The sequence below is a fragment of the Burkholderia sp. BCC0405 genome (assembly GCF_902833075.1).
Lineage (GTDB): Bacteria > Pseudomonadota > Gammaproteobacteria > Burkholderiales > Burkholderiaceae > Burkholderia.
The window spans coordinates 1-23,593 of the sequence record NZ_CADFEO010000002.1 but is presented as its reverse complement, the minus strand read 5'-3'; the positions used below and the strand labels follow the sequence as shown (position 1 = coordinate 23,593).

Annotated in this window: 19 protein-coding genes and 3 pseudogenes; 3 read left to right on the top strand and 19 right to left on the bottom strand. The window is 62.5% G+C overall.

Going from position 1 to position 23,593, the window contains the following annotated elements; genetic code table 11:
* Positions 1-35: 35 nt before the first annotated feature.
* From HWX36_RS03155 to HWX36_RS03145, 3 genes are read right to left on the bottom strand one after another with little or no spacing between them, the layout of a single operon-like run.
* Positions 36-806 (bottom strand): crotonase/enoyl-CoA hydratase family protein, encoded by a 771-nt coding sequence (locus HWX36_RS03155; protein WP_175950848.1) that lies wholly within the window; start codon positions 804-806, stop codon positions 36-38.
* A 7-nt stretch (positions 807-813) separates the two neighbouring features.
* Positions 814-1,602: an SDR family oxidoreductase gene (locus HWX36_RS03150; RefSeq protein ID WP_175950847.1), complete on the bottom strand. Its 789-nt coding sequence runs from the start codon at positions 1,600-1,602 to the stop codon at positions 814-816.
* A complete protein-coding gene (locus tag HWX36_RS03145; RefSeq protein WP_244136317.1) occupies positions 1,599-3,149 on the bottom strand; it encodes an AMP-binding protein in 1,551 nt (516 codons plus the stop codon). Before HWX36_RS03145 ends, HWX36_RS03150 begins: the two co-directional genes overlap by 4 nt.
* A gap of 137 nt (positions 3,150-3,286) precedes the next feature.
* Between HWX36_RS03145 and HWX36_RS03135 the strand changes: the two genes are divergently transcribed.
* The 3 genes from HWX36_RS03135 (at position 3,287) to HWX36_RS03125 (ending at position 5,813) form a co-directional block, all read left to right on the top strand.
* On the top strand, positions 3,287-3,715 hold the full coding sequence (locus HWX36_RS03135; protein ID WP_347879204.1) for an OB-fold domain-containing protein: 429 nt from the start codon (positions 3,287-3,289) through the stop codon (positions 3,713-3,715).
* A gap of 3 nt (positions 3,716-3,718) precedes the next feature.
* On the top strand, positions 3,719-4,870 hold the full coding sequence (locus tag HWX36_RS03130; protein ID WP_175950845.1) for a thiolase family protein: 1,152 nt from the start codon (positions 3,719-3,721) through the stop codon (positions 4,868-4,870).
* A gap of 382 nt (positions 4,871-5,252) precedes the next feature.
* On the top strand, positions 5,253-5,813 hold the full coding sequence (locus HWX36_RS03125) for a TetR/AcrR family transcriptional regulator (RefSeq protein WP_244136316.1): 561 nt from the start codon (positions 5,253-5,255) through the stop codon (positions 5,811-5,813).
* A gap of 217 nt (positions 5,814-6,030) precedes the next feature.
* On the opposite strand, the pseudogene HWX36_RS03120 reads toward HWX36_RS03125, so the two are convergent.
* From HWX36_RS03120 to HWX36_RS36985, 16 genes and pseudogenes are all read right to left on the bottom strand, one after another.
* Positions 6,031-6,264 (bottom strand): annotated as a pseudogene (locus tag HWX36_RS03120) (IS3 family transposase); the annotation flags it as partial.
* An 80-nt stretch (positions 6,265-6,344) separates the two neighbouring features.
* Entirely contained in the window at positions 6,345-7,895 is a 1,551-nt protein-coding gene (locus tag HWX36_RS03115; RefSeq protein WP_175950842.1) for a SulP family inorganic anion transporter, read from the bottom strand.
* A 45-nt stretch (positions 7,896-7,940) separates the two neighbouring features.
* Positions 7,941-8,582, bottom strand: coding sequence for a carbonic anhydrase (locus HWX36_RS03110; protein WP_175950841.1), 642 nt, complete (start codon positions 8,580-8,582; stop codon positions 7,941-7,943).
* A gap of 492 nt (positions 8,583-9,074) precedes the next feature.
* A complete protein-coding gene (locus HWX36_RS03105; protein ID WP_175951161.1) occupies positions 9,075-9,704 on the bottom strand; it encodes a GTP cyclohydrolase I in 630 nt (209 codons plus the stop codon).
* A 345-nt stretch (positions 9,705-10,049) separates the two neighbouring features.
* Positions 10,050-10,418, bottom strand: a complete 369-nt coding sequence (locus HWX36_RS03100) for a hypothetical protein (protein ID WP_244136315.1) — start codon at positions 10,416-10,418, stop codon at positions 10,050-10,052.
* Between the two features lie 179 nt (positions 10,419-10,597).
* The gene (locus tag HWX36_RS03095; protein WP_175950840.1) at positions 10,598-10,849 is read right to left on the bottom strand and encodes a hypothetical protein; all 252 of its coding nucleotides are present in this window, start codon (positions 10,847-10,849) and stop codon (positions 10,598-10,600) included.
* Between the two features lie 125 nt (positions 10,850-10,974).
* Positions 10,975-11,334 carry a DUF6277 family protein gene (locus tag HWX36_RS03090; RefSeq protein ID WP_175950839.1) on the bottom strand — a complete coding sequence of 120 codons (360 nt, stop codon included), beginning with the start codon at positions 11,332-11,334 and terminating at the stop codon, positions 10,975-10,977.
* A gap of 54 nt (positions 11,335-11,388) precedes the next feature.
* Positions 11,389-14,874 carry a type VI secretion system membrane subunit TssM gene (gene tssM, locus HWX36_RS03085; protein ID WP_175950838.1) on the bottom strand — a complete coding sequence of 1,162 codons (3,486 nt, stop codon included), beginning with the start codon at positions 14,872-14,874 and terminating at the stop codon, positions 11,389-11,391.
* Positions 14,871-16,415: a type IVB secretion system protein IcmH/DotU gene (gene icmH / locus HWX36_RS03080; RefSeq protein WP_175951159.1), complete on the bottom strand. Its 1,545-nt coding sequence runs from the start codon at positions 16,413-16,415 to the stop codon at positions 14,871-14,873. Before icmH ends, tssM begins: the two co-directional genes overlap by 4 nt.
* A gap of 82 nt (positions 16,416-16,497) precedes the next feature.
* Entirely contained in the window at positions 16,498-17,859 is a 1,362-nt protein-coding gene (gene tssK, locus HWX36_RS03075) for a type VI secretion system baseplate subunit TssK (RefSeq protein ID WP_175950837.1), read from the bottom strand.
* Positions 17,856-18,419, bottom strand: coding sequence for a type VI secretion lipoprotein TssJ (locus tag HWX36_RS03070; RefSeq protein WP_175950836.1), 564 nt, complete (start codon positions 18,417-18,419; stop codon positions 17,856-17,858). The genes tssK and HWX36_RS03070 overlap by 4 nt, the downstream gene beginning before the upstream one ends.
* Complete coding sequence (locus HWX36_RS03065; RefSeq protein WP_175950835.1) at positions 18,419-18,805, bottom strand: DUF4150 domain-containing protein; 387 nt, start codon at positions 18,803-18,805, stop codon at positions 18,419-18,421. Before HWX36_RS03065 ends, HWX36_RS03070 begins: the two co-directional genes overlap by 1 nt.
* 24 nt (positions 18,806-18,829) lie before the next feature.
* Positions 18,830-19,258 (bottom strand): annotated as a pseudogene (locus tag HWX36_RS36990) (DUF3540 domain-containing protein); the annotation flags it as partial.
* Between the two features lie 173 nt (positions 19,259-19,431).
* Positions 19,432-20,502 (bottom strand): pentapeptide repeat-containing protein, encoded by a 1,071-nt coding sequence (locus HWX36_RS03055; protein WP_175950833.1) that lies wholly within the window; start codon positions 20,500-20,502, stop codon positions 19,432-19,434.
* Positions 20,499-22,718, bottom strand: a complete 2,220-nt coding sequence (locus HWX36_RS03050; protein ID WP_175951158.1) for a pentapeptide repeat-containing protein — start codon at positions 22,716-22,718, stop codon at positions 20,499-20,501. Before HWX36_RS03050 ends, HWX36_RS03055 begins: the two co-directional genes overlap by 4 nt.
* Positions 22,719-22,723: 5 nt before the next feature.
* A pseudogene (locus HWX36_RS36985) lies at positions 22,724-23,593 on the bottom strand (type VI secretion system tip protein VgrG); the annotation flags it as partial.

Here is a 23,593-nt window from a genome sequence, read left to right as displayed (position 1 = left end):
TTGTCAACAACGTGACGCCACCATGACCGGGAGCGCTACCGACCTCGCCAGACCGGTTTGCGTTTTTCGGCAAATGCCCGCAGGCCTTCCTGGCGGTCCTCTGACTGGAATGCCTTGGCAACCAGGGCCCCCTGACCTTCCCACATCCCCGCCTCGTTTTGTTCGTTCGCAGCCTGCACGACGGCCTTGCTCGCAGCCAAGGCCAATGGCGAGTTCTCCACCAAGCGCTGTGCCAGCGCCAAGGCGTCCTGCAGTGCGCACCCCGGAGAGGACAGTTGGTTGACCACCCCCTGCTGGTGAAAATACACAGCCTCGCGGATATCACCGGTCAACGCCAACTCCATCGCCAGATGGTGCGGCATGCGACGCGGCAGGCGAAACAGGCCGCCGCCAATGGCGACGGAACCATTACGCACCTCCGGAAGACCCAGCTTCGCACTGGATGCCGCAACGATGAGGTCGCAGCTCAGGCACAGCTCCAGCCCGCCGCCGACGGCATACCCCTCCACAGCCGCGATCAGTGGCTTGATGGACGGCCTGCGGAACATGCCGAAACCACCTCGCTCCGGCGTGGCCGGCCGCTCGCCCCGCGCCAGCGCCTTCAGGTCGGCACCCGCGCAGAAGGTATCGCTCGCGCCAGTGATGATCCCCACGAACAGGTTGTCGTCCGCATCCAGCATGTCCATGGCGACCTGCATCTGATGCGCCGTGGCCAGATCGAACGCGTTCCGCGCCTCGGGACGGTCGATCGTGATGATCAAGATGCCACCTTCGCGCCGAGTCTTGATATTCTGCGTTTCGCTCATGGCTGACTCACATCGAGAACGAGAAACCGCCGTTGACCGGATAGGTCTGGCCGGTGATCCAATCGCTGGCGCCAGACGCCAGAAACAGCACCATGTTAGCCACGTCGGTAGGCCTACCAGGGCGGCGGATGACATAGTGCGACATCATCTTCTTGAGCCGTTCGGGGTCATCCTTCAGGCGCGCTTCGATCGGCGGCGTGAGCGTGGCCGCGATTGCCACACAGTTGGCCGTAACCTGGTAACGCCCCATGGAACGAGCCACTGCACGCATGAGGCCGGCGGCGCCGGCCTTGGCCGCGGAATACACTTCAAGATCGGATTGGCCAACGCGACCGGCGTCGGAGATGATAGTGATCAGGCGACCGCTCTTGCGCTCGATCATGTCCGGAATCACGGCGCTCGTGCAGTTGATGACACCATACAGATTCACATCCACGGCACCGCGCCAGACTTCCGGCCCAACCTCCCAGAACGGCTTGCGACCATCAGGTGAGGGATTGGCGCCCAGGTTGCCTGCATTGTTGACCAGCACGTCGACCGGGCCGGCCAGATCGCGCACCTGGGCGACCATGGCCTTGACATTGGCGTAGTCCGTCACGTCGGCCTGCACGGCATGGGCCTTACCGCCAGCATCGCAGATGTCCTTGGCGACTGCCTGCGCGCGCTCCAGGAAGTAATCGTTGACGATTACGGTTGCGCCGTGGGCTGCCAGGTGTTCGGCCACTTGCTTGCCGACACCTTGGCCGGCGCCCGTCACCAGCGCCACGCGCCCTGTCACTTCAAGAATGTCGCTCATACTCGTCGTTCCTTTCCAGTCCAGTAGGGATCTCTTAGTTCTCGCTTCAGGACCTTGCCCATCGTATTACGGGGCAGGTCTTGGACGAATTCGATGCGGCGCGGCCGCTTGTATGACGCCAGGTGCTGCTCACAATGCGCCAGCAAGTCGGCCTCGTTCGCTGCATGGCCGGGCTTGAGCTGGCAGAACGCCAGAACCTGCTCGCCGAAGTCCTCGTCAGGGATGCCGATAACCGCGACGTCCTCGACCGCGGCATGCCGCAGGAGTGCTGCCTCGATCTCGGCCGGATAGACGTTCACGCCACCGGTGATAATCATGTCCTTGACTCGGTCGGTAATGTACAGATAGCCATCCTCATCCAGAAAGCCAACATCTCCGGTGCGGAAGAAGCCGCGCACATCCAGCACGTCCTCGCCGAGCGCAGGTTCGTTGAGGTAATGCTTGATCGTGACGGGCGTCTTGACCCACAACTCGCCAATCTGGCCCACTGGCTGCAGGTGATCGAGGTGGGCAGCGCGAACCTCGACCGACACATGACGGAAAGGCAAGCCGCTTGAACCTGGCTTTCGCTCCTGCATGTCGGGCAGCATCGTGCAGATCATGCCGGTCTCGGTGGAACCGTAGGTCTCCTGCAAAGTGTCGCGGCCGAAGTAAGACAGCATCCACTGCTTGAGCGAATAGGGAACCGGCGCCGCCCCTACCGAGACGCGGCGGATGGAGGACACGTCGTACCGTGCCAATACTTCGGGCGGCAGCGCCGCCAAGCGCTTGAACATGGTAGGCACGCCCGCCCAGTGATGGACGCCGTGCTTCTGGATCAGCTCAAGTACGCCCTCGGCGTTGAACCGGCGTTGCAGCACTAGCGTGCGCCCCTTCCGAATTGCGCTCCACGTCTGGTTGGGACCGGAACCGTGATGCATGGGCATGTTGACGAGTTGCACCCGCGCGCCCTCGACGAAGCCTGCCGCGTCAAGGCTTTCGTAGTATTCGCGCATCGTGGCCAGGTCGGTCGTTGGCCTGCCCAGGGCCACCCCTTTCGGCCGGCCCGTGGTACCCGAGGTATAGATCAGCAGGCTGGCCTCTGACAGTGATTGGCGCACCACTTCGGGCGCCTCCAGCAGTTCCGGCCAATGCAGAAAGCCTTCCCCCGGCGTTTCAATGCTCACGGCCAATGGCACCCGCGCGGCCTTGACCGCCCGCGCAGCTACGGCCAGATCTTGCGCGTCGGTGATGAACACCCGTGCGCCGCTGTTGGTCAGCAGGAAGGAGGCCTCTTCGTCGGTCAGCCTCCAGTTCACGCCCAGGATCGAGCAGCCCAACTTCGCAAGGGCACCTGCTATCACCAGCCATTCCAGGCGCACCTCCATGCTGAGCGCCACGATGTCGCCGCGCTCCACACCGGCCTGATGCAACGCTTGCGCGACCCGGTTGGCTCGCTCGTTCAGGCCCCGCCAGGTTAGGCTGCGCTCTCCTTCAACGCAGGCCAGCACATCAGGGGTTTGGGCAGCCCAGTATTCAATGCTGCCTGGTCGAATCTCGTCGGTCACGTTTCTTCCTACTGGCAAGACATGGTGACTAAAATGTAGAATACTTGCGGTACGGCAAGCAAGTATCGCTTTCCCTAGAGCGCTCACTTAAGTGGGCTTCCAAGATCACGCAACCTTCCTAACGCACACGTCGAACCATGACACCCTCCCTACTCAAACCCACGCTATACCAAGCAGAACCAGCACCCAGCCCACCTTCGCTCCGAGGCATGAATTGCAGCATCTGCGGCCATGTGTTCTTTCCGCCCCAGAACCTGGGCTGCGAGCGATGCGGCGCCGTCGGCAACGTATTGCAACCCCGCCAACTTTCCGGCAGCGGCTCGCTGATGGCGCGTGTCACGGTGCACGTTCACGCCAAGCCGGAGCGCCCCGCCCCCTTTGTCATCGGCACCGTACGTCTGGACGACGGCCCGATAGTGCGCGCGCTGCTGGATGCCTCGCCCGACGCCCTCCCCCCGATCGGCAGCCGTATGGTCGCAGTGCTGTCTCCAGTGGCATCCGCGGAAAACGCTGTCGCGCACGACTTGCGCTTCTCGCTCGCGCAACCAAACCCGTCCCAGGAGTAAGCCATGCCCGCCACCCTAGCTTCTCTGCGCCCCGTCTACGTTGTGGGTGTGGGACTGCATCCCTATCAGCCGCTGAGTGATACGCCCTACGTGCAACTCGGCCTCACCGCAGCTCGCGACGCCTTGGCCGATGCGCGCATACAGTGGGAACTCGTGGAGTCAGCCTACGTCGCCAAGGCCCTGCTTCCCATGGCCGTCGGCCGACCGATGCTGAGGCACCTCGGCGCCACCGGGCTGCCCATCACTCACGTCGAGAACGCATCAGCCTCCGGCTCCGCCGCTTTCCGCCAAGCCTGCATGGAAGTCGCCTGTGGAATGAGCGACATCTCCTTCGCCATTGGCGTGGACAAGCCGACCACGATGGGGCCGCGCGCGGAAATGCTGACCGGCATCCCTAGCCTGGCTGACGATGCGATCGTCCCGTTTACGCAGTTCGCATTGCTGGCTGATGCCTACGCGCACCGAACCGGCTGTTCGTTCGAAGATATTGCGCGCGTCGCGGTCAAAAACCTGCGCAATGCCAGCCTGAACCCGTTTGCTCAGCGCCAGCAGGCCAAGACGCTGGACGAAATCCTGGGCGGCAGGAAGATCTCCGGCCAGTTCACAAGCCTGCAATGCACCCCCGTGGGCGAAGGCGCAGCCGCTGTGGTCGTTGCTTCGGAGGAAGGTCTACGTCGCGCCGGCCTGGGATTGGAGCGCGCCGTGCGCGTGACCGCTTCGGCAGCTCACAGCCAGCGCGTCTATGCCGACCCCACGCGCTACGACGAAATGCTGACCCAGGAAACCGTCGAAGCCGCGTTGACGCAGGCAGGCGTTTGTGCCAGCGACCTCGACGTGATCGAACTGCACGACGCCTTCACGGTCGAGGAGCTTGAATATCTCGAAGCCATCGGCGTATGCGGTCACGACCAAGCAGCGGGCCTTCTGAAGGAAGGCGCCTTCGACATTGGAGGGCGGTGCGCCGTGAGTCCCTCGGGAGGCTTGATCGGCATGGGGCATCCGATCGGCCCTACGGGCATCGGGCAGATCGCGGAGGTCACCAAGCAATTGCGAGGCGAAGCGGGCGCGCGGCAACACCATGGTGCACGGATCGGGCTGGCGCATATGGTCGGGCTCGGCGCGGTATGTTTTGCCCACGTCCTGCAGAGCCTCTAAGAGGAATCGTGTTCTGACTCCGTTATTCAGCGACGAATTCGGATGTCTCGGCACTTGGTGAACCTCGAGGCCGTTAACACCCATGAGAGGGTAACCATGACATCGGCGCTCCGATCCTGGGGCGGGCGCAGACGGGGATTGCAGCGTTTTGAACGCTTACGTTGCTTGCTGCAATTCCTAGCCCGCTCACATTCTTCCGATCAAACGTAGGGTTTATGTCCATCGCTATTTTCTTGTGAGCCGTAGCACAAATAAATAAAATACCTATATGTCAAGCACCAACCCATTGCCTTCCGAGGCTCCGAGCCCCGGCATCACTACAGACACCCCTCGTGTGCGCCGTACACAGGCCGAACGTGTCGCCGAATCGGACCGCCGCCTGATGGAAGCCGCCATCCGGCTCATCGCCCGAGTCGGCTATACCCGTACCACGCTCGAATCCATCGGCATCGAAGCTGGCTATAGCCGCGGCTTGGTCCAGCACCGCTACGGCAGCAAGGACCAGATGCTGGAAGAACTGGTCAACAAGATCGCCACGGACCAACGAGAGACGCTGCTGGCGCGACTGCAAGGTCTGCGTGGCATGGACGCGCTGCTCTGCGAGATCGACTGCTATCTCGAAGGCATGGACACGCCGTCCGAACGCTCCCGCGCGTTCTACATGTTGATGCAGGAATCGCTGGGACCCGCTCCACACATCCGCAGCGCGTTTGCAGCCATCGGCGCACGCTGGCAACGGGCGCTGGCTCGTCAGATTGAGGTCGGGCAGCAAGCGGGCCAGATCCGCTCCGATGTCGACCCCGCCTGCGAGGCACGACTATTGATCGCCACACTTCGCGGCCTGCGCATGCAGTCCATGCTCGATCCGCACACCAGCAATATCGCGAAGTCCATCGACTCGCTCAAAGACGGTCTCCGCGCCAGACTGCTGCAGACCCCATAGACGGCTCAGGTCCTTCCGATCAAACGTAGCATTTATGCCCGATCGTTATTTACGTGTGATCTATATCGCAAATAAATAAGATGACGATATGTCAAGCACTCACCTATTGCCTTCCGAAGTTCCGAGCCCCGGTGCGAACACCAAATAGACACTAAAGCGCGGATGTGGCGAAGCGGCACTTGGCGAGCACCCGGCTCATGAATTCCGGGCCTTGCTATGTGCCCAACACTTTGGGATAGCGACGGAAGGAAGCGGCACGATCCAATGCCCGAGCGAGCTACAAACCTGAGATGCCGTAGGCTACGGCAATGTCCACAGCCTCTATCCTGAAATATTCGACGATGGTCGAGCACTTCAGGCGCCGGCCGTTGGCACGCGCATCCATCACGAAATCGATTGACCATGCCTCGCTAGGCCCTCCCCGCAACGCCAGTTGCTCACGTTCGATAAGACGCCGCGGCGCCGACGCATCACTGAAACGCCCCGTTCGGCTCTTGGCCGCAGGGGGCGCTTTTTTCATACTGCGCTCGCTTACTCCGCAGCGCTCGTGCGGAATTGCCAGCGCCGCGCATTGGCACGGGGTGACGGGCTCTGCCGGCGGAACTCGACCGCGATTCCGCGTTGCGGCGCATCGGCGACGAACGCGTCGAGCAGTTCGAGCACGTCGTGATCGATGTAGTCGGCGCGTGTCGCGTCGATAATTACCACGGCCTGATCGGGAATATGCCGCAGATGGCGCTTCACCTGGACCTTGCCGAGAAACGATACGTCCTTGCGGAACGACAGCAGGAAGTGATCGTCATGCTGCGCAAGCGTGACCGGGCTCTTCAGGTTCGCGACAGCGACGGTAAGGATGCTGCACGCAAGGCCGAGCGCGATGCCGAACAGCAGGTCGACCGCGAGCACGCCGGCGATTGTCGCGACAAACGGCGTAAGCGCGGCTGCCCCCTGTTTCGCGACCGAGCGGAACAGCTCCGGCTTGGCCAGCTTGAAGCCGGTGTGGATCAGGATGGCCGCAAGACTCGCGAGCGGGATCAGGTTGATGAGGTCAGTGAGCGCGAACACGCTGACGAGCAGCAGCACGCCGTGCACGACGGCCGACAACCGGCTTTGCGCACCCGCCTCGACGTTGACCGAGCTGCGCACGATCACCGACGTGATCGGCAACCCGCCCATCACGCCCGCGACGAGATTGCCGACACCTTGCGCCTTCAGTTCGCGGTTCGGCTGGGTCGGCCGGCGCTTGGGGTCGATCTGCTCGACCGCTTCGAGGCTTAGCAGCGTTTCAAGGCTGGCGACGATGGCGAGCGTGATCGCGACTTGCCAGACTCCCGGATTCAGAAGTTGCGCAAAATTGGGGCCAAGCTCCGCGTGCTTGAGCGACGAGACAAACGCGGCAAACGACGCGAGTTCGGGCAGCGCGACCCGGTGCGCGGCTCCGGGCGCGAACGCGGGCGCCAGCGCGCCGAGCGCGAGCGTCGCGCCTATGCCTAGCGCAACGACTACGAGCGGAGCCGGCACTGTTCGCACGATCGCGAAACGGCGCAGCGCGGGCGACTCCCAGGCGGCCAGCAACCCGAGCGACGCGAGCGCGAGCGCGGCCGCGATCCACGCGGCCGGCAGGCCAGGAAGTGCGGCGAGCGGTTGCGCGGCACTGCCGCCGATACCGAGCGCGAACGGGATCTGCTTGACGATCAGCAGCAGCCCGATCGCGGCGAGCATGCCTTTGATGACGGGTGACGGCACGTACGCCGCGAAGCGGCCGGCACGCAACATGCCGAAGCCAAATTGCAGGATGCCGGACAGCAGCACGGCGAGCAGGAACGCGGGGAAACTGCCGAGTTGGGCAATGCCTTCGACGACAATCACAACGAGGCCGGCTGCGGGGCCGCTGACGGACAGCGACGAGCCGCTCAGGAGCGCGACGACGAGTCCGCCGACGATGCCGGACACAAGCCCGGCGAACGGCTCGACGCCGGAGGCATTGGCGATACCGAGACACAGCGGCAGCGCGACGAGGAAGACGACGAGGCCGGCGACAATGTCGCGTGGCAGGGAGGACAGACGCTCGTTCAGGTTCATGATGGGAATGGGGTTCCGTTGGGGCATTGCGGAGGCGCGGCGCGATCAGCCGAGCGCCGGCGCGAGGTCGTTGGGTACGGCAGAGGCGTCGACCGGCAGCGTCGCGTAGCCGGAATCTAGCTCCTTGAGGCGGCCGTCGGCGAGCGAAAAGATCCAGCCGTGCACGAGCGGCGGGCGTTCGCGATTGCGCACGATCGGCGACGCGCGCAACTGCCGGACCTGCTCGAGCACGTTCAACTCACTGAGGCGGTCGGCGGCGGCCGTGTCGTCGAGCCCGGCGAGCACGTCGCGGTGGCGGCGCGCGAGTGCGCACAGCGGCGCGATGCGGCGCACCACGTGCGGCAGGTCGGACGGCGGCGGCAGCAGCGACGCACGCACGCCGCCGCAACCGTAGTGCCCACAAACGATTACGTGGTCGACCTCGAGCACGCGCACCGCGTACTCGAGCACGCTGGCACTGTTGTCGTCGTCGGGGTGGAACAGGTTAGCGATGTTGCGGTGGACGAACAGGTCGCCGGGCGCGCTATGCGTAATGGCCTCGGCCGGCACGCGGCTGTCCGAGCAGCCAATCCACAGCACGCGCGGATTCTGGCCACGCGCGAGCGCGTCGAAGAAGCCGGCCGTGCGTTCGCGCGTTTCGCGGGCCCAAGCGATGTTGGCGGCCAGCATGCTCTTGGGGTGATTCATATGGATTCCTTTTTATCAAGGACAAACTCAAAATTAAATACTCGTTAATTGATCACCGGGTTCCCCGACAACCAGATCCTCGGCGCCGCTGCACTCGACCGGCAACGTTATGACGCCGGCGGCTCGCCCTCGAGAGCGACAATTACCACACCCCGGAATCGATACCCGATCCATCCAAGAATATCGTTACCGGCAACGGAAAATTATGAATTTAAATTCCCGCATCAATCACACAACCAACTCTGCACCTCCAATTTACGGATCATAGAAATTTACCCAACATCATTAAAACACCATCCATGAAAACCATACTTCGCATCAGCACCATACCAACCATTAATTTTATTTTTAACGTGATACTCACCTTTTAATCGGTCACAAAATTCCATCTCGGATCAATTTTATAAAAACTGATGCCATGCCCGGAAACCATTCCGACCATATCTTTGCACCCACCGCAATTGACTCACCTCTTCTCCCAGAGAATTTCCATCAATTGATAGCACGAAGAAACTCATTGCGAGCCTGGGTGTTATGATCAAATTCACCGACGTAGCATTGAGTAATAACACGCTCGTCGCCGCGGCGGTTTTCGCCCATGAGCAAGCACAGTTGTTCTGCTTCGATCAGGCACGCGGCTCCCCGTGCTTTACCGTACGTAACAAGGGCTGTTGCGATCTCATTAGTGATCCACTCTTGGTATGTGAACCGATGGCTGATCGCATCGATCATCCGGGCGATGCGTCCAAAGCCATGCAGACGCCCTCCGGGCAGATAGGCCACGTGTGCTACACCGCGAAATGGCAACAAGTGATGCGGACAAACACCATGGACAGCGATGCTGCGAATGATCACCATATCTTCCTTTCGATCATCGAAGCCCAAACCCAACGCCTCGGCAGGATCAACGTCGTAGCCGTCAAGTAAACGCTTTTGCCAAAGTTCCCGCACGCGTTGCGCCGTGCGGCCTGTATGTGCGACGTCTATTTCGATACCACTTGCTTTGAGCAAGCTACTTACCGCCATTTCAAATGCGGCGGGATCGAATTGACGAATGCGCCGAATTTCCGCAGGCGCTTGGCCGTGCACATCGCATGCGCTATTTTCCTTGCCGCCAAACATGCAATCATTCTCCATAAAATATCCTCGACAACCTCACAAAATATTGCCATCTTTTATTATTTACATAAATTGACATGCGAGATGCCTTCTTGAGTAACTCAACAATAATTTGACAATCACGCCTTCCCGATAACGTAGATGCAGATTTAATGTTTAACCAATTACACAAAACAATTCTGCGACGGCGATGCAAATTACGAAGCCAAATACAATATGGCAGATCTACGAGGCAACCATCAAAAATCGCGCACGCTTTACTTGCCGCACTACCATGGAAGAAAAATCAATATATTTGAATAGATATCAATCAAGACTCCTTGCCCACTTCAATTGGGGATGGGGCATTCAAATCCCAGCCAGCACAACGTTCAGGTATCTCACCCGCTTCGAATTAGTCCTGTCGACGATGACCCTCACGCGCTCCCCCGCCCGCGGCATGTTCCCAAGATCGACGAATTGCCGGATCGCGATTTCTCTGGGCCTGTCGTTGACGTAGAAGGACAGGACTATGCGCATCTGCGGTACCTGGTTGAGCGTGACTCCCGTCTGCGCGATCTCGACGACATCGGCGACGACCGGATATCCGTCCGTGATCGTCGTGTCGTCCCGAGTTGTCGAGATGATCCGGGGCAACACGACCGACATTGAAATACTCACTGCAATGAGTGCGATCGAGACGGTTACACCCACCACCGACATCATCGAAAACACCATCACACCGGCTCCCCGTTCAACGTTCCGATACACATTTTTCAAGTACAACCGAATAGTGCTCATCCGCACAATTGCGCGACCAATCACTTGAACTATCCATCGCGATTCCCCGTTTGTTGATGCACACTGGCGCAGGCCGCTCGGGGCGGCGCTCGCACCGGCGCCACCCTTGGTTCACGTCACTGCGACTTCACGCCCTGACCTTCCTTGGGTGCGCTGCTGTCAGACGAGTGCACCGAGTCGACCAGCTTACGCGTATGAGTCGTCGCCGAGTCAACCGCGTCATTCGTCGCAGAGCGCACGCTCTGACTGACCTGCGTCTGCGCAGCGCTGGTCACCTGATCCTTGACCGACTGGAGAATCTGGCCGAATTGCGCAAATGCGCTCACGGACAGAGAACCGAGAAGGAATCCGAACAAAATCTTCTTCATAATTTCATGATCCTTTCTAATGATGTGGCCCGGCGATCATTTTCGCCGGCCGCGTCTGGAAGGCCTTGAGCGGAGTGGCTACCCCATCGGCTCCCAGGAGCCGTGGGGGTTCCGCTCGAGGCCAGTTACTTAGCGGTCTTGAACGGCGCGAAGAAATTGGACGGCATTTCCTGCGGAAAGCCAGCCGCGCTGGTAGGCCGCAGGTCGTTCATGTTGACGTTGAAGTCGTAGGACTTCTGTCTTTGCTGCGCATCCTGGTGCGCGGCAACCTGCTGGTCGACCGATGCCTTGATGTTGGCCATGTGCCCCAGCATCTGGCTACCGATCTGCTGAACGCCGCCGATCACGTTGCTCGCGTTCTGGGACGACGCCACCGACATATCCGGGACCCCGCTCATGAACGGCTGTGCCATCGAACTGCTGGCGTTCTGTCCAACTTCATGTGCACTGATGCACGCGGACAGGATTTCCGTCGGATCAATCATCTACTGCTCCTTTTCAAGTTCGCGCCGGCTGGCGCATTCGATACAAGGCGTGCGTCACGACGGACATCTGAACGACTGAAGGATGCCCGACCAGATCGGCGATGGCGTCGTCAACGCTTGCCATTCCAGACGGACTCTCCCGATGCTCGTCTGATACACCCTTTCGCGGCGGTCGGCCGTTCCGCCTGCCGCCTGCCCCGCGTCGAAGAAGCGGAACAGCGCCCACGGTCCGTCGAACTGAAGCGTATTCAAACGACCGTCGACGGATTTCAACTGCAACTGGACCGCAAGCTTGGAGTTCTGCCCGCTCCAGTCGATTCGCTGCGGAGAAGCCATCCCGTGCGCATAGCGCAGCGTCTGTCCGCCAATGACCAATTGCGCTTCCGATATCTGGGAATCCATGTCGAGGAAGCGCAGGACGGCGGATACGCGTAGATGCCCGGACTCGTCGAGCGTCACACCACGGATGCGATCCGCCATCTCATACGACGCCAGCACGCTCGGGCTTACCAGGCCGAGATCCCCACCGTTCGAGCGCAACGCCTTCCACGGCGTGCTCGACGTGTCAACGTACGGCGAAAGGTGATCGCGGAAATACGTCGCCATCAACCCTTGGGCGCTGAACAGGCGCTCAAAATCCTCCACACCCGCGTCCACCCGCGCGCCGCGGCGGAACGGGTAGCTGCTCGTGAATCCGGTGCTGCACACGGTCGATGTCGCTCCCGCCGCACCGCGATTGAGCAGCACGCCCGACTCGCTGGTCGTCATCGTGCTGCCGTTTCCGATCAGGTCGAGCATGATTCCCCGCACCGGCTCAGGCTGACGCGCGGCGGTTTCCTTTAGCCGCGAGAAGGCGTCGTATTGCGCGGGCAGGACCTGCCCCGCCTGCAACGCGCCGTTGACGAGCCCCAATTGCCGGTACAGCGGCTCGAACAGCCTGGCGAGCGGGTTGCTCGTCTCCCCGCCGGGATTGTTGAGCTGCGCGGCCAGTTGCCGGATGGCCTGGAAGTGATCCTCGACGACATACTCCGGCAGCAACATGGTGCGATAGTGCTGGCCACTCAACTCGCCCACGATCTGGCGCCGCCCCTTTTCGAGACGATATTTCTGACGATCGATCCAACTGTCGATATTGCCTTCATCGCTCGCGCCGGTAAGCGTCGTCTCGCGCGCCGCGAAACGCAGCAGGCTTGCGAGCGGCGACTGCGAATCCATGATCGCCGCGGCCACCTGTGACGCGTCGTCAAGACCTGTGACGCTGCGCACCGTCACGTCGTTGAGGAAGTTCTGCCAACCGGCGATATAGTCCTGCAGGAACTGAGCACGAGTGGAATCCGCGAGCTTCTGCACCAGCCCGTCGATCTGGAAACTGTTGCCACGCAGCGACTCGTCGCGCAGCACCCAACTCTCCTCCTCGAGCATCGCGCGAGCGCTCTTCTCCAGGCGAGGCAGGAATACGTCCGTGTAGCCGGCACGCGTGAACCAGCCAGACACCGCGACGTCGGTCGCCGGGATGCCGCTTCGCATCCGCAGGCTCATCGCCGATTCGAAGCCGGCCGCACGCGACAGCGAGATGTCGTTGACCTGGGCCGGCAGCCCCTGCGCGTGAATGTCCTGCAGCACACGTGTCACGATCGGAATCTGGGCGGCCCGCGCGCGCGCCGAGCGCACCAGGTTCGCGTCCTCTGGCGTGCCTGGCAGCTTCGGCAACTCGATCAGCGCGCGCACGTGCGCCAGCAGCGCGCGGCGGTCGTCGTCACCATACTGCCCGCCCGAAAGGCTGTCCCAGCGGCTGGTCAGCCAGCGCTCGACATCGATCGCGTTGCGCCGATCGGGCCGACATAGCATCAAGTAAACCTTGAGCGTCTGATACACGTCGCCGGGAGCGCCGTCCGCCTGCGCGACCAGCACGCGCCGGACCTCGTTGTACAGCTCCGGCATCAACATCTTCTGCAACTGGCGTTGGTAGGTATCTCGCGCCGCGTCGGCAACGAGTCCATGCTCGAAGTACGGTGTCGCGATCTGCCGCCCGGCGTCTTCCGCCTGCGCTTGCGCGTAGTTCATCTGGCTCGCGACGTCGAGGAGCGGCGAGCCGCCGTCAGGGCCATACGACACTTGGGCCTGCGCAACACGCTTCGCTTCGCTGAACTGCGCCCACACGTTGTCGAGATAGTTGCGCTCGGCGAAATAGCTCCAGCCGAACCAGAGCAGCAGGCAGATCGCCAGCACCGGTAGCACCGTCCAGCGTAGCGCGCGGCCGGCTCGGCCGCGCCACGATTGCGCGCTACTCGGCCCCACGGCGTCGCGCTCGAGCGCGACCTGCCGGAAAAGAGGCGTCCACAGCTCGTCCATCGACCGGGTTTGCGCCGGTAGCCCAGCCGTCGCGCCGCCCAACTGCGCGACGGCCAACTCCGCCATCGATCCCATCCACACGCCGCGCAGCCGCGCGGCCGCATGGAGCTCGCCGGGCACGATCGCGATCTGCAGCCAGACGAGCAGCGCCTTGTGCAGCTCGCTGAGCGTCTCCACGAAGCGCAATTGCGCGTAATTCGCCGCGACCTCGGTCGCCGCGGGTGCAGAGAACAGCACCTGCTGCTGGACGCGCTGCTGCAGGTGCTGCAACGCACCTTGCCAGCTCGCGCCGACCACCGCCGCGCCTTCGTCGCGTGCCTGCTCGGGAAGACAAAAACCCACGCCGGTCGCCCAGCGGCTGGCGTCCAGCAATGACAGCATGGAGACCGCGCCATCGAGCCGGTCAATCCCGTTCAACGCCACATAGACATGCGCTTGCTGCCCGAATACCTCGCGCATTTCCGTGAGCCGGCGATACACCACGTCGGCGAGACGCTTGCGGACATCCGGCGGCGCATCGACCATCGACTCGCTGTCGATGCACAGCACCACGCCGCTGACCGGCGCGCCGCCGCGCAGGCGCCGTAGTCCGTTCAGCAGCTTTTTCCACGCGTCGAGCGACGCGTCGTCGATGCCATCGCGCAAGTTCCAGCGGCCACCGATATCAAACCACACCGCGTCGCTGGTGATGCGGAAATTGAAATCGTCTCCGCGGTTTTCGAGCGGCTCGACCACGAGACTCCGCTCCACGTCGGAGCCGGTCGCATTCACCGCCCTCGCCACCAGACTCGTCTTACCGCTCCCTTCCGCGCCCAGGACGAGGTACCACGGCAGCGTTGCCCGATGCTGCCGGTTCAGCACACCAACCCAGTGCTTCCAGCGGCTGCGCGGCTCGCGCTGCCAGCGGGCCTTCAACTGGCGGTCCAGGTCACGCAGCCGCTCGTCGATGAAATCGGCCCGCATCGCCGGCTGCGATGTACGCACTCGGCGCGGACTCATCGCAAGCCGCGCCCAGATCCCTGCAAGTGCCGGCCAAAGCCCCCAGATCAGCACGGCTGCGACCAGAATTTCACGCACCCAGACCGGCGCGAACGGACGGTAGATTCCCAGTGCGAACAACGGCCCCACCCACCAAATCAGGACCGCTATCAGAACCGCAATAAAGACCCGCAGACTGTTTCGGATCATCGCTTTTTGTCCTCGGTTGCATACGGCGACTGGCCGTCGGGCGCCATCACCATGCCGTCCGGCATCGCGGGCCGCGCGGCCGGGTCGACGCCCGGCGAGTCGGGAGCACCCTGCGTGCGCCTGCCGCCAGCCGGGATCACCTTCCAAAGCACGTCCACCCGCCGGTTTCGCTCATAGGCAGCTGGTGTCTGCGCCGGATCGATCGGCTGTGTGTCGCCGCGCCCCGAATATTCAATGTTGCGCTGCACGGCGTTCTCGGGCGCCTGCGCGCCGCCCGGCAACGCGGTTTTGCGCAGTTCCTCGGCGACGGTGCGCGCTCGCGCTTCCGACAGCATCAGATTGTTTGCGAACTCGCCCGTACGGATCGGCTGTCGGTCGGTGTGGCCGATCACCTCGAGATCCCCTGGCCACGGCGCGAACGCCAATCCGAGCCGCTCGATATTGCGTTCGAAATCGGCGCGCACCTGCGCCTTGCCTACATCGAACGCGCCGTCGCTACGGAACACGAGTAGCCAGCCCTGCGGATGCTTGTACGCCGTGAGCCAGCCCTCGGACAACAGTTGTGGCAACGGCGGCGGCAGCGTTTCCGCGAGATTGATCGTGCGGGTCGGCGGCATCCATGCGGCAAGCGCGTTGCGTATCGGTCGCCCCTGCGAGTCGAGCACCATGCTCGCGATGCCGTAGGTCAGCAACACGACACCCAGCGCGACCACGCCCGCCCGCGTCGGCGTCCACCAGCGGCGACGCGGACGCGTTGGCGTGATCAACCCGGTGCCGAGCGGCTCAGGTGGCACGTGACGCCAGATGAGCGCGTGCAACTGCGAGCGCAGGTCCTGCAGCAGCACGTCACCGCGATCCAGCACACGATAGCGGCCCTGCCAGCCTAGCGACAGGATCAACTCGTAGAATGCCAGCAAGCCGACGGGCGGATCGTCCGCCTTCATCCAGCGCCCGAGATCGGCGAATGCGTCTTCGCCGCCCCACGCGTCATCGTGGAACTCCACCAGCAGACTGCGCTCGCCGTCGTAAGGCACCTGCGACGCGGCACGCGCAGCGTCGCTGACGTTCTCGTCCAGATACGTGCACAGCAGGTACGACGCCTCGCGAATCTGCTCCCATTCACAACGAGAACTGGCGAGCCGTTCCCGGTAGAGCCTCACTTCGAGGCCGAGCTGCGTGCGCACCGCCGACTGGTTGAGCGGCCCGTCCGCGAGATACCGTCGCAACTGCAGGACCGCGGGCAACGCATGCGACACGAACGGATTGCTCCAGCTTGCAGACTGCTGGCCAGCCGTCAGGATCGCGACCTGTTCGCCATTCTGGCTGTAGACCACTGGCGAAAAATCCGCGCCGTCGCGCGGCGCGCGAGCGTTGTCCTCTAGCGCCGGGAACTGCAACACCGCGGGGTTCCGCGCCGGCGGCACCAAAGGATTGGCTTCACCCTGCGGGGCAGCGTTGGCAGACGACGCCGCATTGGTCCGCGAAGACAGCGTCGGCATTCGGATCGCCAGATCGAGATTCGCCATCGCACGGTCGAGCAGCTCGGAGCTCGATGACGCGCGCCGGATAGCAGAGGAAACATTTCTGAGCAGGTTCATAATGGATAGCGGTTCATGCCGTGGCTTACGCCACCTTGCCGTCTCTCAACCCCCATGCTTCGAAGCGCAAGTCCGGAAAATCGCCGACGATGCGCAACGCCATCGCTGACCCGGCCAGCGTTTGCGTCCAGAATGGATCGGTCGACTCGACCTCAAAGTAGGTGCTTTGGGCGTAATAGGGAATCTGGCGCGGCGGGTTGGGCAATGGGATCAGGCGCGCTCCCGGCAACTGCAGATCCACCAGCTTCTGGATCTGCTCCACTGCGCCGAGCTTGGTCTGCTGGGGCAGCAACTGGCGTAGCTTGTCGGCTGGCATCGCGGCCGAGATTGCGAATACGAGCTTCTTGAGGTTCCACTGCTTGTCGACCACGCAGATAAAAACCTGGTCGCCGCGATCCTCGAAGCGAAGCGGCAACACCGGTGTCTCGATCACCCGCGCGAGCGCATGTCGCAACGTTGCCGCGAGCGGCTCGAAGCTGCTTTGCAGATCATCGTGGCGATAGCCGAAGTCGCGGTCGGCCAACTCCTCGTCAACGCCGGGCAGCACGCTCAGGCGCCCGAGCAGGCCGATCAGCTCACGATACAACAGCACGGGCGGCAGCGGATCGAACGCATCAAGATTCGCCAGTCGCATTCGGTACTCGGCAGTCGCCTGCCGCAGCAACAGCTCGATCAGATCCGCGATGCCGCCGCCCGTTGACAGCACCCGCTGCCCGGACGTATTCGCAAGACGCACCCGCAACGTGCTTTGCAGTTCGTCGATCAGTGAATTCAGCACCACGTGCGCCCTCGTGTCGAGCAGCGGTGGAATGAAGCGTGGGTCAAGCAGCACTGCGCGGCTCGCACTACGCCCCGACACGCGCGCGATCGGCAGTGCGACCTCGTCCGAGCGCAGCTGCGATTTCCAGCACAGCCGTGTCACCAATCGGCCAGTCTCGATCGTCAGGTTGCGTGGCGTGCCAGGTGCATCAAGGCCAACGGCCAGGTCCGGGACGTCGGTGGCCGTGACGCGATAGCGCGATGCGGATGCGACCTCGCCGAACGCCATCTCAGGGCCTCCGCTTCGAGCCGCCTGGATCGCGAAGCACGCGACGTCACCCGCCTGCGCCTGCTCGGTCTCGAGCGCCGCGGGCAGTGGGTCATGGGACGGCACCGAGAATGCAGTACCGTCCTGGAACACGCCGCGTGCGCCACGCAGCCCGAGCCGACCGAGCCCGAGCCCGTCCTGATCGACGTCCAAAAGCGTGAAACCCCACCCATGATTCACGGTCTGCCCAAGCCGCGATGCGACCTGGTGCGAAAGATGACGCTCCAGTTGCTGAAAATGCTGCGTCTCGATCAGCATGCCGTCGCTCCACGCGACGGGCCCAACCGGCAAACTGCTCATTGCTTGATTCTCCTTGCTCCCAATTCACTGCGCCGGGCGGGTTTTCCTGCCGCGCCCTCAACGCTTGCGTCGGACGTGTTGAGCTCGACGGGCCCGGGAAGCGACGCGTTGTAGATGCCGCTGCGATCGAGCCACACCGCGAGATGAATCTCCCCACTGCCTTCGATGCGTACGCGCAGCGGCGCATACTGTGCCGAACGCTGCGCGTAGTCGGCGTCCGCAACAAGCCAGATCTCGCCGCTGCGCGGCACGTCGATCCAGAACTGCAGAACCTGGTGCGGCGCGATCACGTGGCGCGACACCGTGACCACCGTTCCGTCCTGGTCCCGGCCGGCGCACAACGAATCGCCGCTCGCCATCGGCACCCAGTCGGCTGCACGCACGATGTACAAGCACGTCTGGACCGGACGCGGCTCGCCGCTCGCGCTGACGTTCAGGCGACTGCCACCTACCAACGTGACGTGCAGCTGACGTGGCTCGATGTTCTTCGAGCCAAACAGCGAGCAACCCGACAGTGCTCCCAGCGCAAACCAGGCAATCAGCGTTCGAACAAATGTCATCAGCTCAGCGTCATCGTGATGGTTTGGGAGGGTGCGATGGTCTGCCCGGCCGTGTTCTGGTTGTTGGGCAAATTGGTATCGGTCAGCCTGGTCTGCGGCGCGCCCTGGATCATCACCTTGCCGGAGCCCGTTACGTGTCGCGACTGGCCGGACACCGTACCCGACGCAGCGCCTCCCATCGAACCTGCCTCGTCGCCATGCGTGATCGGGATGATGGTGTTCAAGTTGTGAACCGGCCCGCCACAATAGATGATGGTCGGAACGTTCGGCACGGCCTCCGGCTTGTTCGCAATGTTCGGATACGAAATCGGGATCGCGAGTGGCGGCGTCTTGCAGACATCCGCGCCCGACATCGCCATACCGCCAGCAGAGCAATTGGCAAACATGAAAACCTCCTCCTTTAAACAGATTCAACCCATGTGGATCTGACCGGCATCCATCTTCAGCAGTGCGTCCGCCGTCACGACCGCGCTTTGCGCGTGTACACCCAAGTGACATTCCGTATGAATGAACGTATTCCCGGCGTGCGTGGCGTCGGTACCGCTGACGTGCGCGAGACGTTCCGCCGCCGCCTGTGTCACCACCTCCGCCCGGCTTGCGATATGGGCCGCCTCGAGATCCAGCCGGTCGTGCGCCCGCACGCGTACATCGTGCGCCTTCAGCAACACGCTGGCCTTGCCGAAATCAAGCGAGACGGATGCCGCGTCTCCACGTCGCTCGAGGATCGCGAGCACCCAGCAATCGCCCGTCGCCAAGTACAACTGGACAAGGTCGTCCGGCTGCGGCTTGACAAGGCAACTGACCGCCGTACGCGCCAGCCGCGGCGCACCGCCTGGCTCCGTCGCAACCCACCACGCGCCGTCCAGCGCCGTCTCACTGACTCGACCGATCGTCATGTGTCCGACCGGACCCGCGGCAACCTGCCGCTTAAGCGATGTCGACACCGGTTCCTGCAACCCGCTGTCGCGGGCCCTTGTCTCGCTCACATCAGGTGATTGAAGAATCGTCATCGTCATACTCCTCTTGCTCCCGGTTGAGTACGGTGCCGCCATGGACCATCATCCTCTTCACTCGCTTCGACGAAAGTCGCTTGACGCGTGTCCGCAGCCCGCCACGCGAGCCGCGGTTGTCCGATCAGGAGACCATTGCGACAATCACAACCGTGCAATCCAACGTGGTCCAGTGTCGCGCCGCGAGCGTCCAGCCCGCGCAGTTGCGCTCCCTCCAACTGAACGCGCAAGAGGCGCGCACCGCGAATCGCGATACGAGGCGCGCACAATCCCTGCATATCGCTGTCAATGACGCTCGCGTGATCGAAAATCGATTGCGATAAGTCAGCATTCCGTATTGAAAGATTGATCAATGTCGCGTTGTCGAAGCTCGCGAGACGCAAGCGACTCGAGCTAATCTGACCGTCTTCCCAGGTACAGTGCGACCAGGCAGCCTGTGTGAGTTCGCAGTCGGTCACGGTCATCCGCTTGATTTTCGAGCCGATCCAGCGCACGTTGATACCTCGGCAAGCATCGAGCGTGCATTGGTTGCACCCGCTCTGCCCGACGATGAAATTCTCAAGCTCCACGGAGCGCACGGTCATGCCGCCAATTTGCGTGCCGATGCACGACGCGTCCGACCAGCGTCCGCCACTCAGCAGGACGCCGTCAAGCTCGCTCAAGATAACCGACACGTGTGCCGCACGCACGCTGTCGAATCTCCAGTCGGATGCGTTCGCTTTCGAAATCATCGTGTCCTGGATCAGGCCACCAACCCACATCGCGTCACGGATCTCGCCTCCGATGAACGACAGGTCTCGAAGCTCACATTCCACCCATTTCAATGTGGCTAGGCTGCAGTCCTCGTAGACCAGGTCCGTCAGCTCACAGCGGTCGAACCGGTTCGCGTCGAAACGACAGTTTACGAAACGCAGGTTGGTCAGGTTGCATTCGGACCACGTCAGGTGGTCGAAATGGCAATCCTGATATATCGCATCGGCCAGCCGGAGCTCGCGATGCGACGATGTATAGTGGCGCCCCTGAATCACCTGCGGCAGTGCGGGGGCAGGCGCCGGGTATTCGATTCCGCTCACTTGGTCCTCCTCGGGACATTGATCCTTCCAGCGTTCAAGTTCCCCTGCCACGCGCCTATCCCGGGCAAATACGCCCACGACGTGCGAGCGCGGATCAGATTGCAATCGCGCATTCGAGTCTCACGCATGTCTGCGCCGTACAGAATCGCTTCTTTCAATGAGCATCGATCGAACGATGCGCCGACTAGACAAGCGTGCATCGCATTCGCACCGTCGAGCACGGTGGATGTCCAGCTTGAGCGCTCCGCTTTCAGATGCTGTGCATTGAGCTGCACGAACGTGCAGTGATCGACCTGCAGTGCTTCCGCACGCAGTTCCTGGACGCTGCACGACTGAAACACACAATCACCGAGGCGCGCACGATCGATCGATGTGCCGTGCGACAGGACCGTTAGCGAAAGCGTGTTCTGTTGCCAAGTGCTTTCCGACAGATTGCTTAGCAGAACGCTCGACTTCATGAGCGTGCATTGCGTGATGGTCAGATTCGCCAGCTTGCATTCGATCAGGTTGAGGTTGTCGGCCCGTACACGGCTCCAGGTCCAGTTGCGCGCGTCGACCTCGTTCCACGACACGCCATCCCACGCAATATCCTGCACGACGCCGCGTGCGCCCCCGCGCCCCCGTACCAACACCATCGACCATGTTCCGCCCGTTATCGTGATGTCGTCGAGCGCGCATTCCTCGACGCTGATTTGCTGGAGTACGACGTTGCGCCATGTACTGCTTTGCAATTGGCTGCGGGCGAGCGAGCCGCCACTCCACGTGACATCGTCGAGCGTGGTATTGACGAATGAACATTCGACCGCGTGCACATGGCTCAGCTGGCAGTTCGTCCATGCGCTGCGATCGAATCGGCAACGCTCGAAACGCACCATTTCCATTCGCCAGCCATCGAATCGCAGCCCGGACAGATCCACATCGCGAATCGTTGCCTCCAGCAGTTCAGTATCGCCAGCCTCGCTGAAATATTTCTGCCAGTCTCGTCCGTCGGTTGGCGCAACCGGCAACGCCGTCTCCTTCACGGTGTCCCGAAACGCGCGCAAGCGAGCTTGGCTATCCCGCGCTTCCTCCAAACTCAACCGGTAACGCTCCAGACGGGCGCCGATTTCGGCACGATTGCGCGGCGGCGGCGAGAACCGAGGATGGTCGTCGGTATCGAGGATCAGTTCCCACACCCAGCCTCGGTCGACGGACGGCATCAGCGCGTGGTCCGCGTGCCGGGTCGGATCGGTGCAGGTCAGGTCGGTGCGCCGCGCGGCAAACGCCATAAGTGCGCCGGCGTCGATCCGCTCCTCTGCATCCTTGACGGCCGTGACGAGCATTGCCGGCGCGTCGTCAAGCACGTAGTCGGTGGGGATCGAGCCGTTCCACCACAGCACGCCAATATCATGGTCGGGCAGCAGCCAGACCGTCTGCTGCAAGAGCGACACCTGCTCCATACCCGGCCGGTCCGTGCGCGTCGCGAGCGCAACTGCCGTGAGCCGCGGCAGTGTTCCCGCGAAGCCTTCGCCGCGCACGCCGAACCCGCTGAGCTCGAAGCGGGCGCCCGGCGTCCAGCTTTCACGACGCGACCATTGATCCGGCGCGGCCTGCTGGAAGTAGCGCAGATCCATGCTCTCCGGCCAGCCCATGTGCGTGCCGTCGCGCGCCATCGCTTCAGGCGTACTCGGGCGGTTCGGCATCCATTGTCGGCGCTCGGGCCAGTCGCTCGCGAGCGCGCCCATCGCGGCCAAAGGTTCGGGTCCGACGCCGAGCGCGCCCACGCGCTGCAGCGGTGCGGCGCCCGACGCGATGCCGAGCGGGTTCTCGCGCAGGCCGCCGGCGACCGCCTGGGTATGATCGATTGCGAGCCGCACGCTCGCTTCGCGCTCCGCCTGCTCGTCGGCCTTTGCGCGGCATGACACAGTCTTGCGCACGCCGTCCAACTCGACCCAGGCGGCCCAATCGACCGTACGTCCGCGCGCACCGGTCGGAGCGTGATGGACCGAATGGCCTGCGAGCAGCCATTCCGCGCAGCGTTTTGGCATCGCGGCCTCGGTCAGCGGCACCGACGGTGCCGCCGCCTTCATCGCTATCCAGACAGCCGTTTCGTGGACGAGGATTGCCGGATCGCTGAGCCGGAAGCCGACGCCGATGCTAATTCCGAGCATGGGGGTCGGGCCCATCTGCGTGCGCGTCGTCGCGACAAGCGCGGCCTGCGGTTTGACATGACGTATCGGCATTAGTAATTCATCCCGAAGCCGAGCTTTTCGAGGTCAATCGATTGTTCGGAGCTTTCAATTAAATTGTATGAAAGCGAAAATTCCCTTCTTGAGGACCTGATCGCTGTCATTGAGAACCTTGAGCCCGTCACGCTTATGTCAGTACCGGTCGTCGACATTCTTGATCCGGTCACGCTCGTCGACGCCCCCGTGGTCGACATAGACACGCCCGTAACGCTCGTCGAAGTACCGGTATTCGAAATCGACGTACCGGTCATACTCTTCGACGTACCCGTCACCGACGCGCTCGCACCCGTGAAGCTCGTCGACGTGCCCGTGCACGACAGCGAGACGCCCGTCACGCCTGACGACTGCCCGGTCACCGAAGTGCTGACGCCCGTCATCGACGACGCAATGCCCGTCATGCTGTTCGAAACGCCCGTCACCGAATTGCTCAATCCCGTGATGCCGGTCGACATCCCCGTGAACGACGTCGACACACCGGTGAAGCCCGTGCTCACGCCCGTGAACGACGTGCTGACGCCCGTGAAACCGGTCGACACGCCGGTAAATGAGGTCGATACGCCCGTGAAGCTCGTATTGACACCGGTGAACGATGTGCTCAGCCCCGTGAACGACGCCGACACCCCGGTAAAGCCCACTGACAACCCCCTGTACGACACCGAGATGCCCGTATAGCTGACCGAGATGCCCGTCACCGACGTCGACGTGCCATGCACGGATAGATTCATGTCCTGACCGACCGACGTCGAGCTGTTGCGCTCGACGGTCTGCTGCATGTCGCGCTCGGCATGCAGCATCAGGCGCTCCGCGCCATACTGGTCGTCGAACGTCAGTTGGCTCCCGTTCTGCGCCTGCCCCGCCTGTTT

Excerpts from the sequence above, each read along its gene's own strand:
- HWX36_RS03115 (WP_175950842.1), bottom strand. The coding sequence starts at position 7,895 with ATGAACCTGAACGAGCGTCTGTCCTCCCTGCCACGCGACATTGTCGCC.
- HWX36_RS03100 (WP_244136315.1), bottom strand. The coding sequence starts at position 10,418 with ATGGTGTTTTCGATGATGTCGGTGGTGGGTGTAACCGTCTCGATCGCA.
- HWX36_RS03090 (WP_175950839.1), bottom strand. The coding sequence starts at position 11,334 with ATGATTGATCCGACGGAAATCCTGTCCGCGTGCATCAGTGCACATGAA.
- HWX36_RS03065 (WP_175950835.1), bottom strand. The coding sequence starts at position 18,805 with ATGTTTGCCAATTGCTCTGCTGGCGGTATGGCGATGTCGGGCGCGGAT.
- HWX36_RS03155 (WP_175950848.1), bottom strand. The coding sequence starts at position 806 with ATGAGCGAAACGCAGAATATCAAGACTCGGCGCGAAGGTGGCATCTTG.
- HWX36_RS03105 (WP_175951161.1), bottom strand. The coding sequence starts at position 9,704 with ATGTTTGGCGGCAAGGAAAATAGCGCATGCGATGTGCACGGCCAAGCG.
- HWX36_RS03135 (WP_347879204.1), top strand. The coding sequence starts at position 3,287 with ATGACACCCTCCCTACTCAAACCCACGCTATACCAAGCAGAACCAGCA.
- HWX36_RS03110 (WP_175950841.1), bottom strand. The coding sequence starts at position 8,582 with ATGAATCACCCCAAGAGCATGCTGGCCGCCAACATCGCTTGGGCCCGC.
- tssK (WP_175950837.1), bottom strand. The coding sequence starts at position 17,859 with ATGAGCAGTTTGCCGGTTGGGCCCGTCGCGTGGAGCGACGGCATGCTG.
- tssM (WP_175950838.1), bottom strand. The coding sequence starts at position 14,874 with ATGATCCGAAACAGTCTGCGGGTCTTTATTGCGGTTCTGATAGCGGTC.
- HWX36_RS03125 (WP_244136316.1), top strand. The coding sequence starts at position 5,253 with ATGGAAGCCGCCATCCGGCTCATCGCCCGAGTCGGCTATACCCGTACC.
- HWX36_RS03095 (WP_175950840.1), bottom strand. The coding sequence starts at position 10,849 with ATGAAGAAGATTTTGTTCGGATTCCTTCTCGGTTCTCTGTCCGTGAGC.
- HWX36_RS03130 (WP_175950845.1), top strand. The coding sequence starts at position 3,719 with ATGCCCGCCACCCTAGCTTCTCTGCGCCCCGTCTACGTTGTGGGTGTG.
- HWX36_RS03150 (WP_175950847.1), bottom strand. The coding sequence starts at position 1,602 with ATGAGCGACATTCTTGAAGTGACAGGGCGCGTGGCGCTGGTGACGGGC.
- HWX36_RS03070 (WP_175950836.1), bottom strand. The coding sequence starts at position 18,419 with ATGACATTTGTTCGAACGCTGATTGCCTGGTTTGCGCTGGGAGCACTG.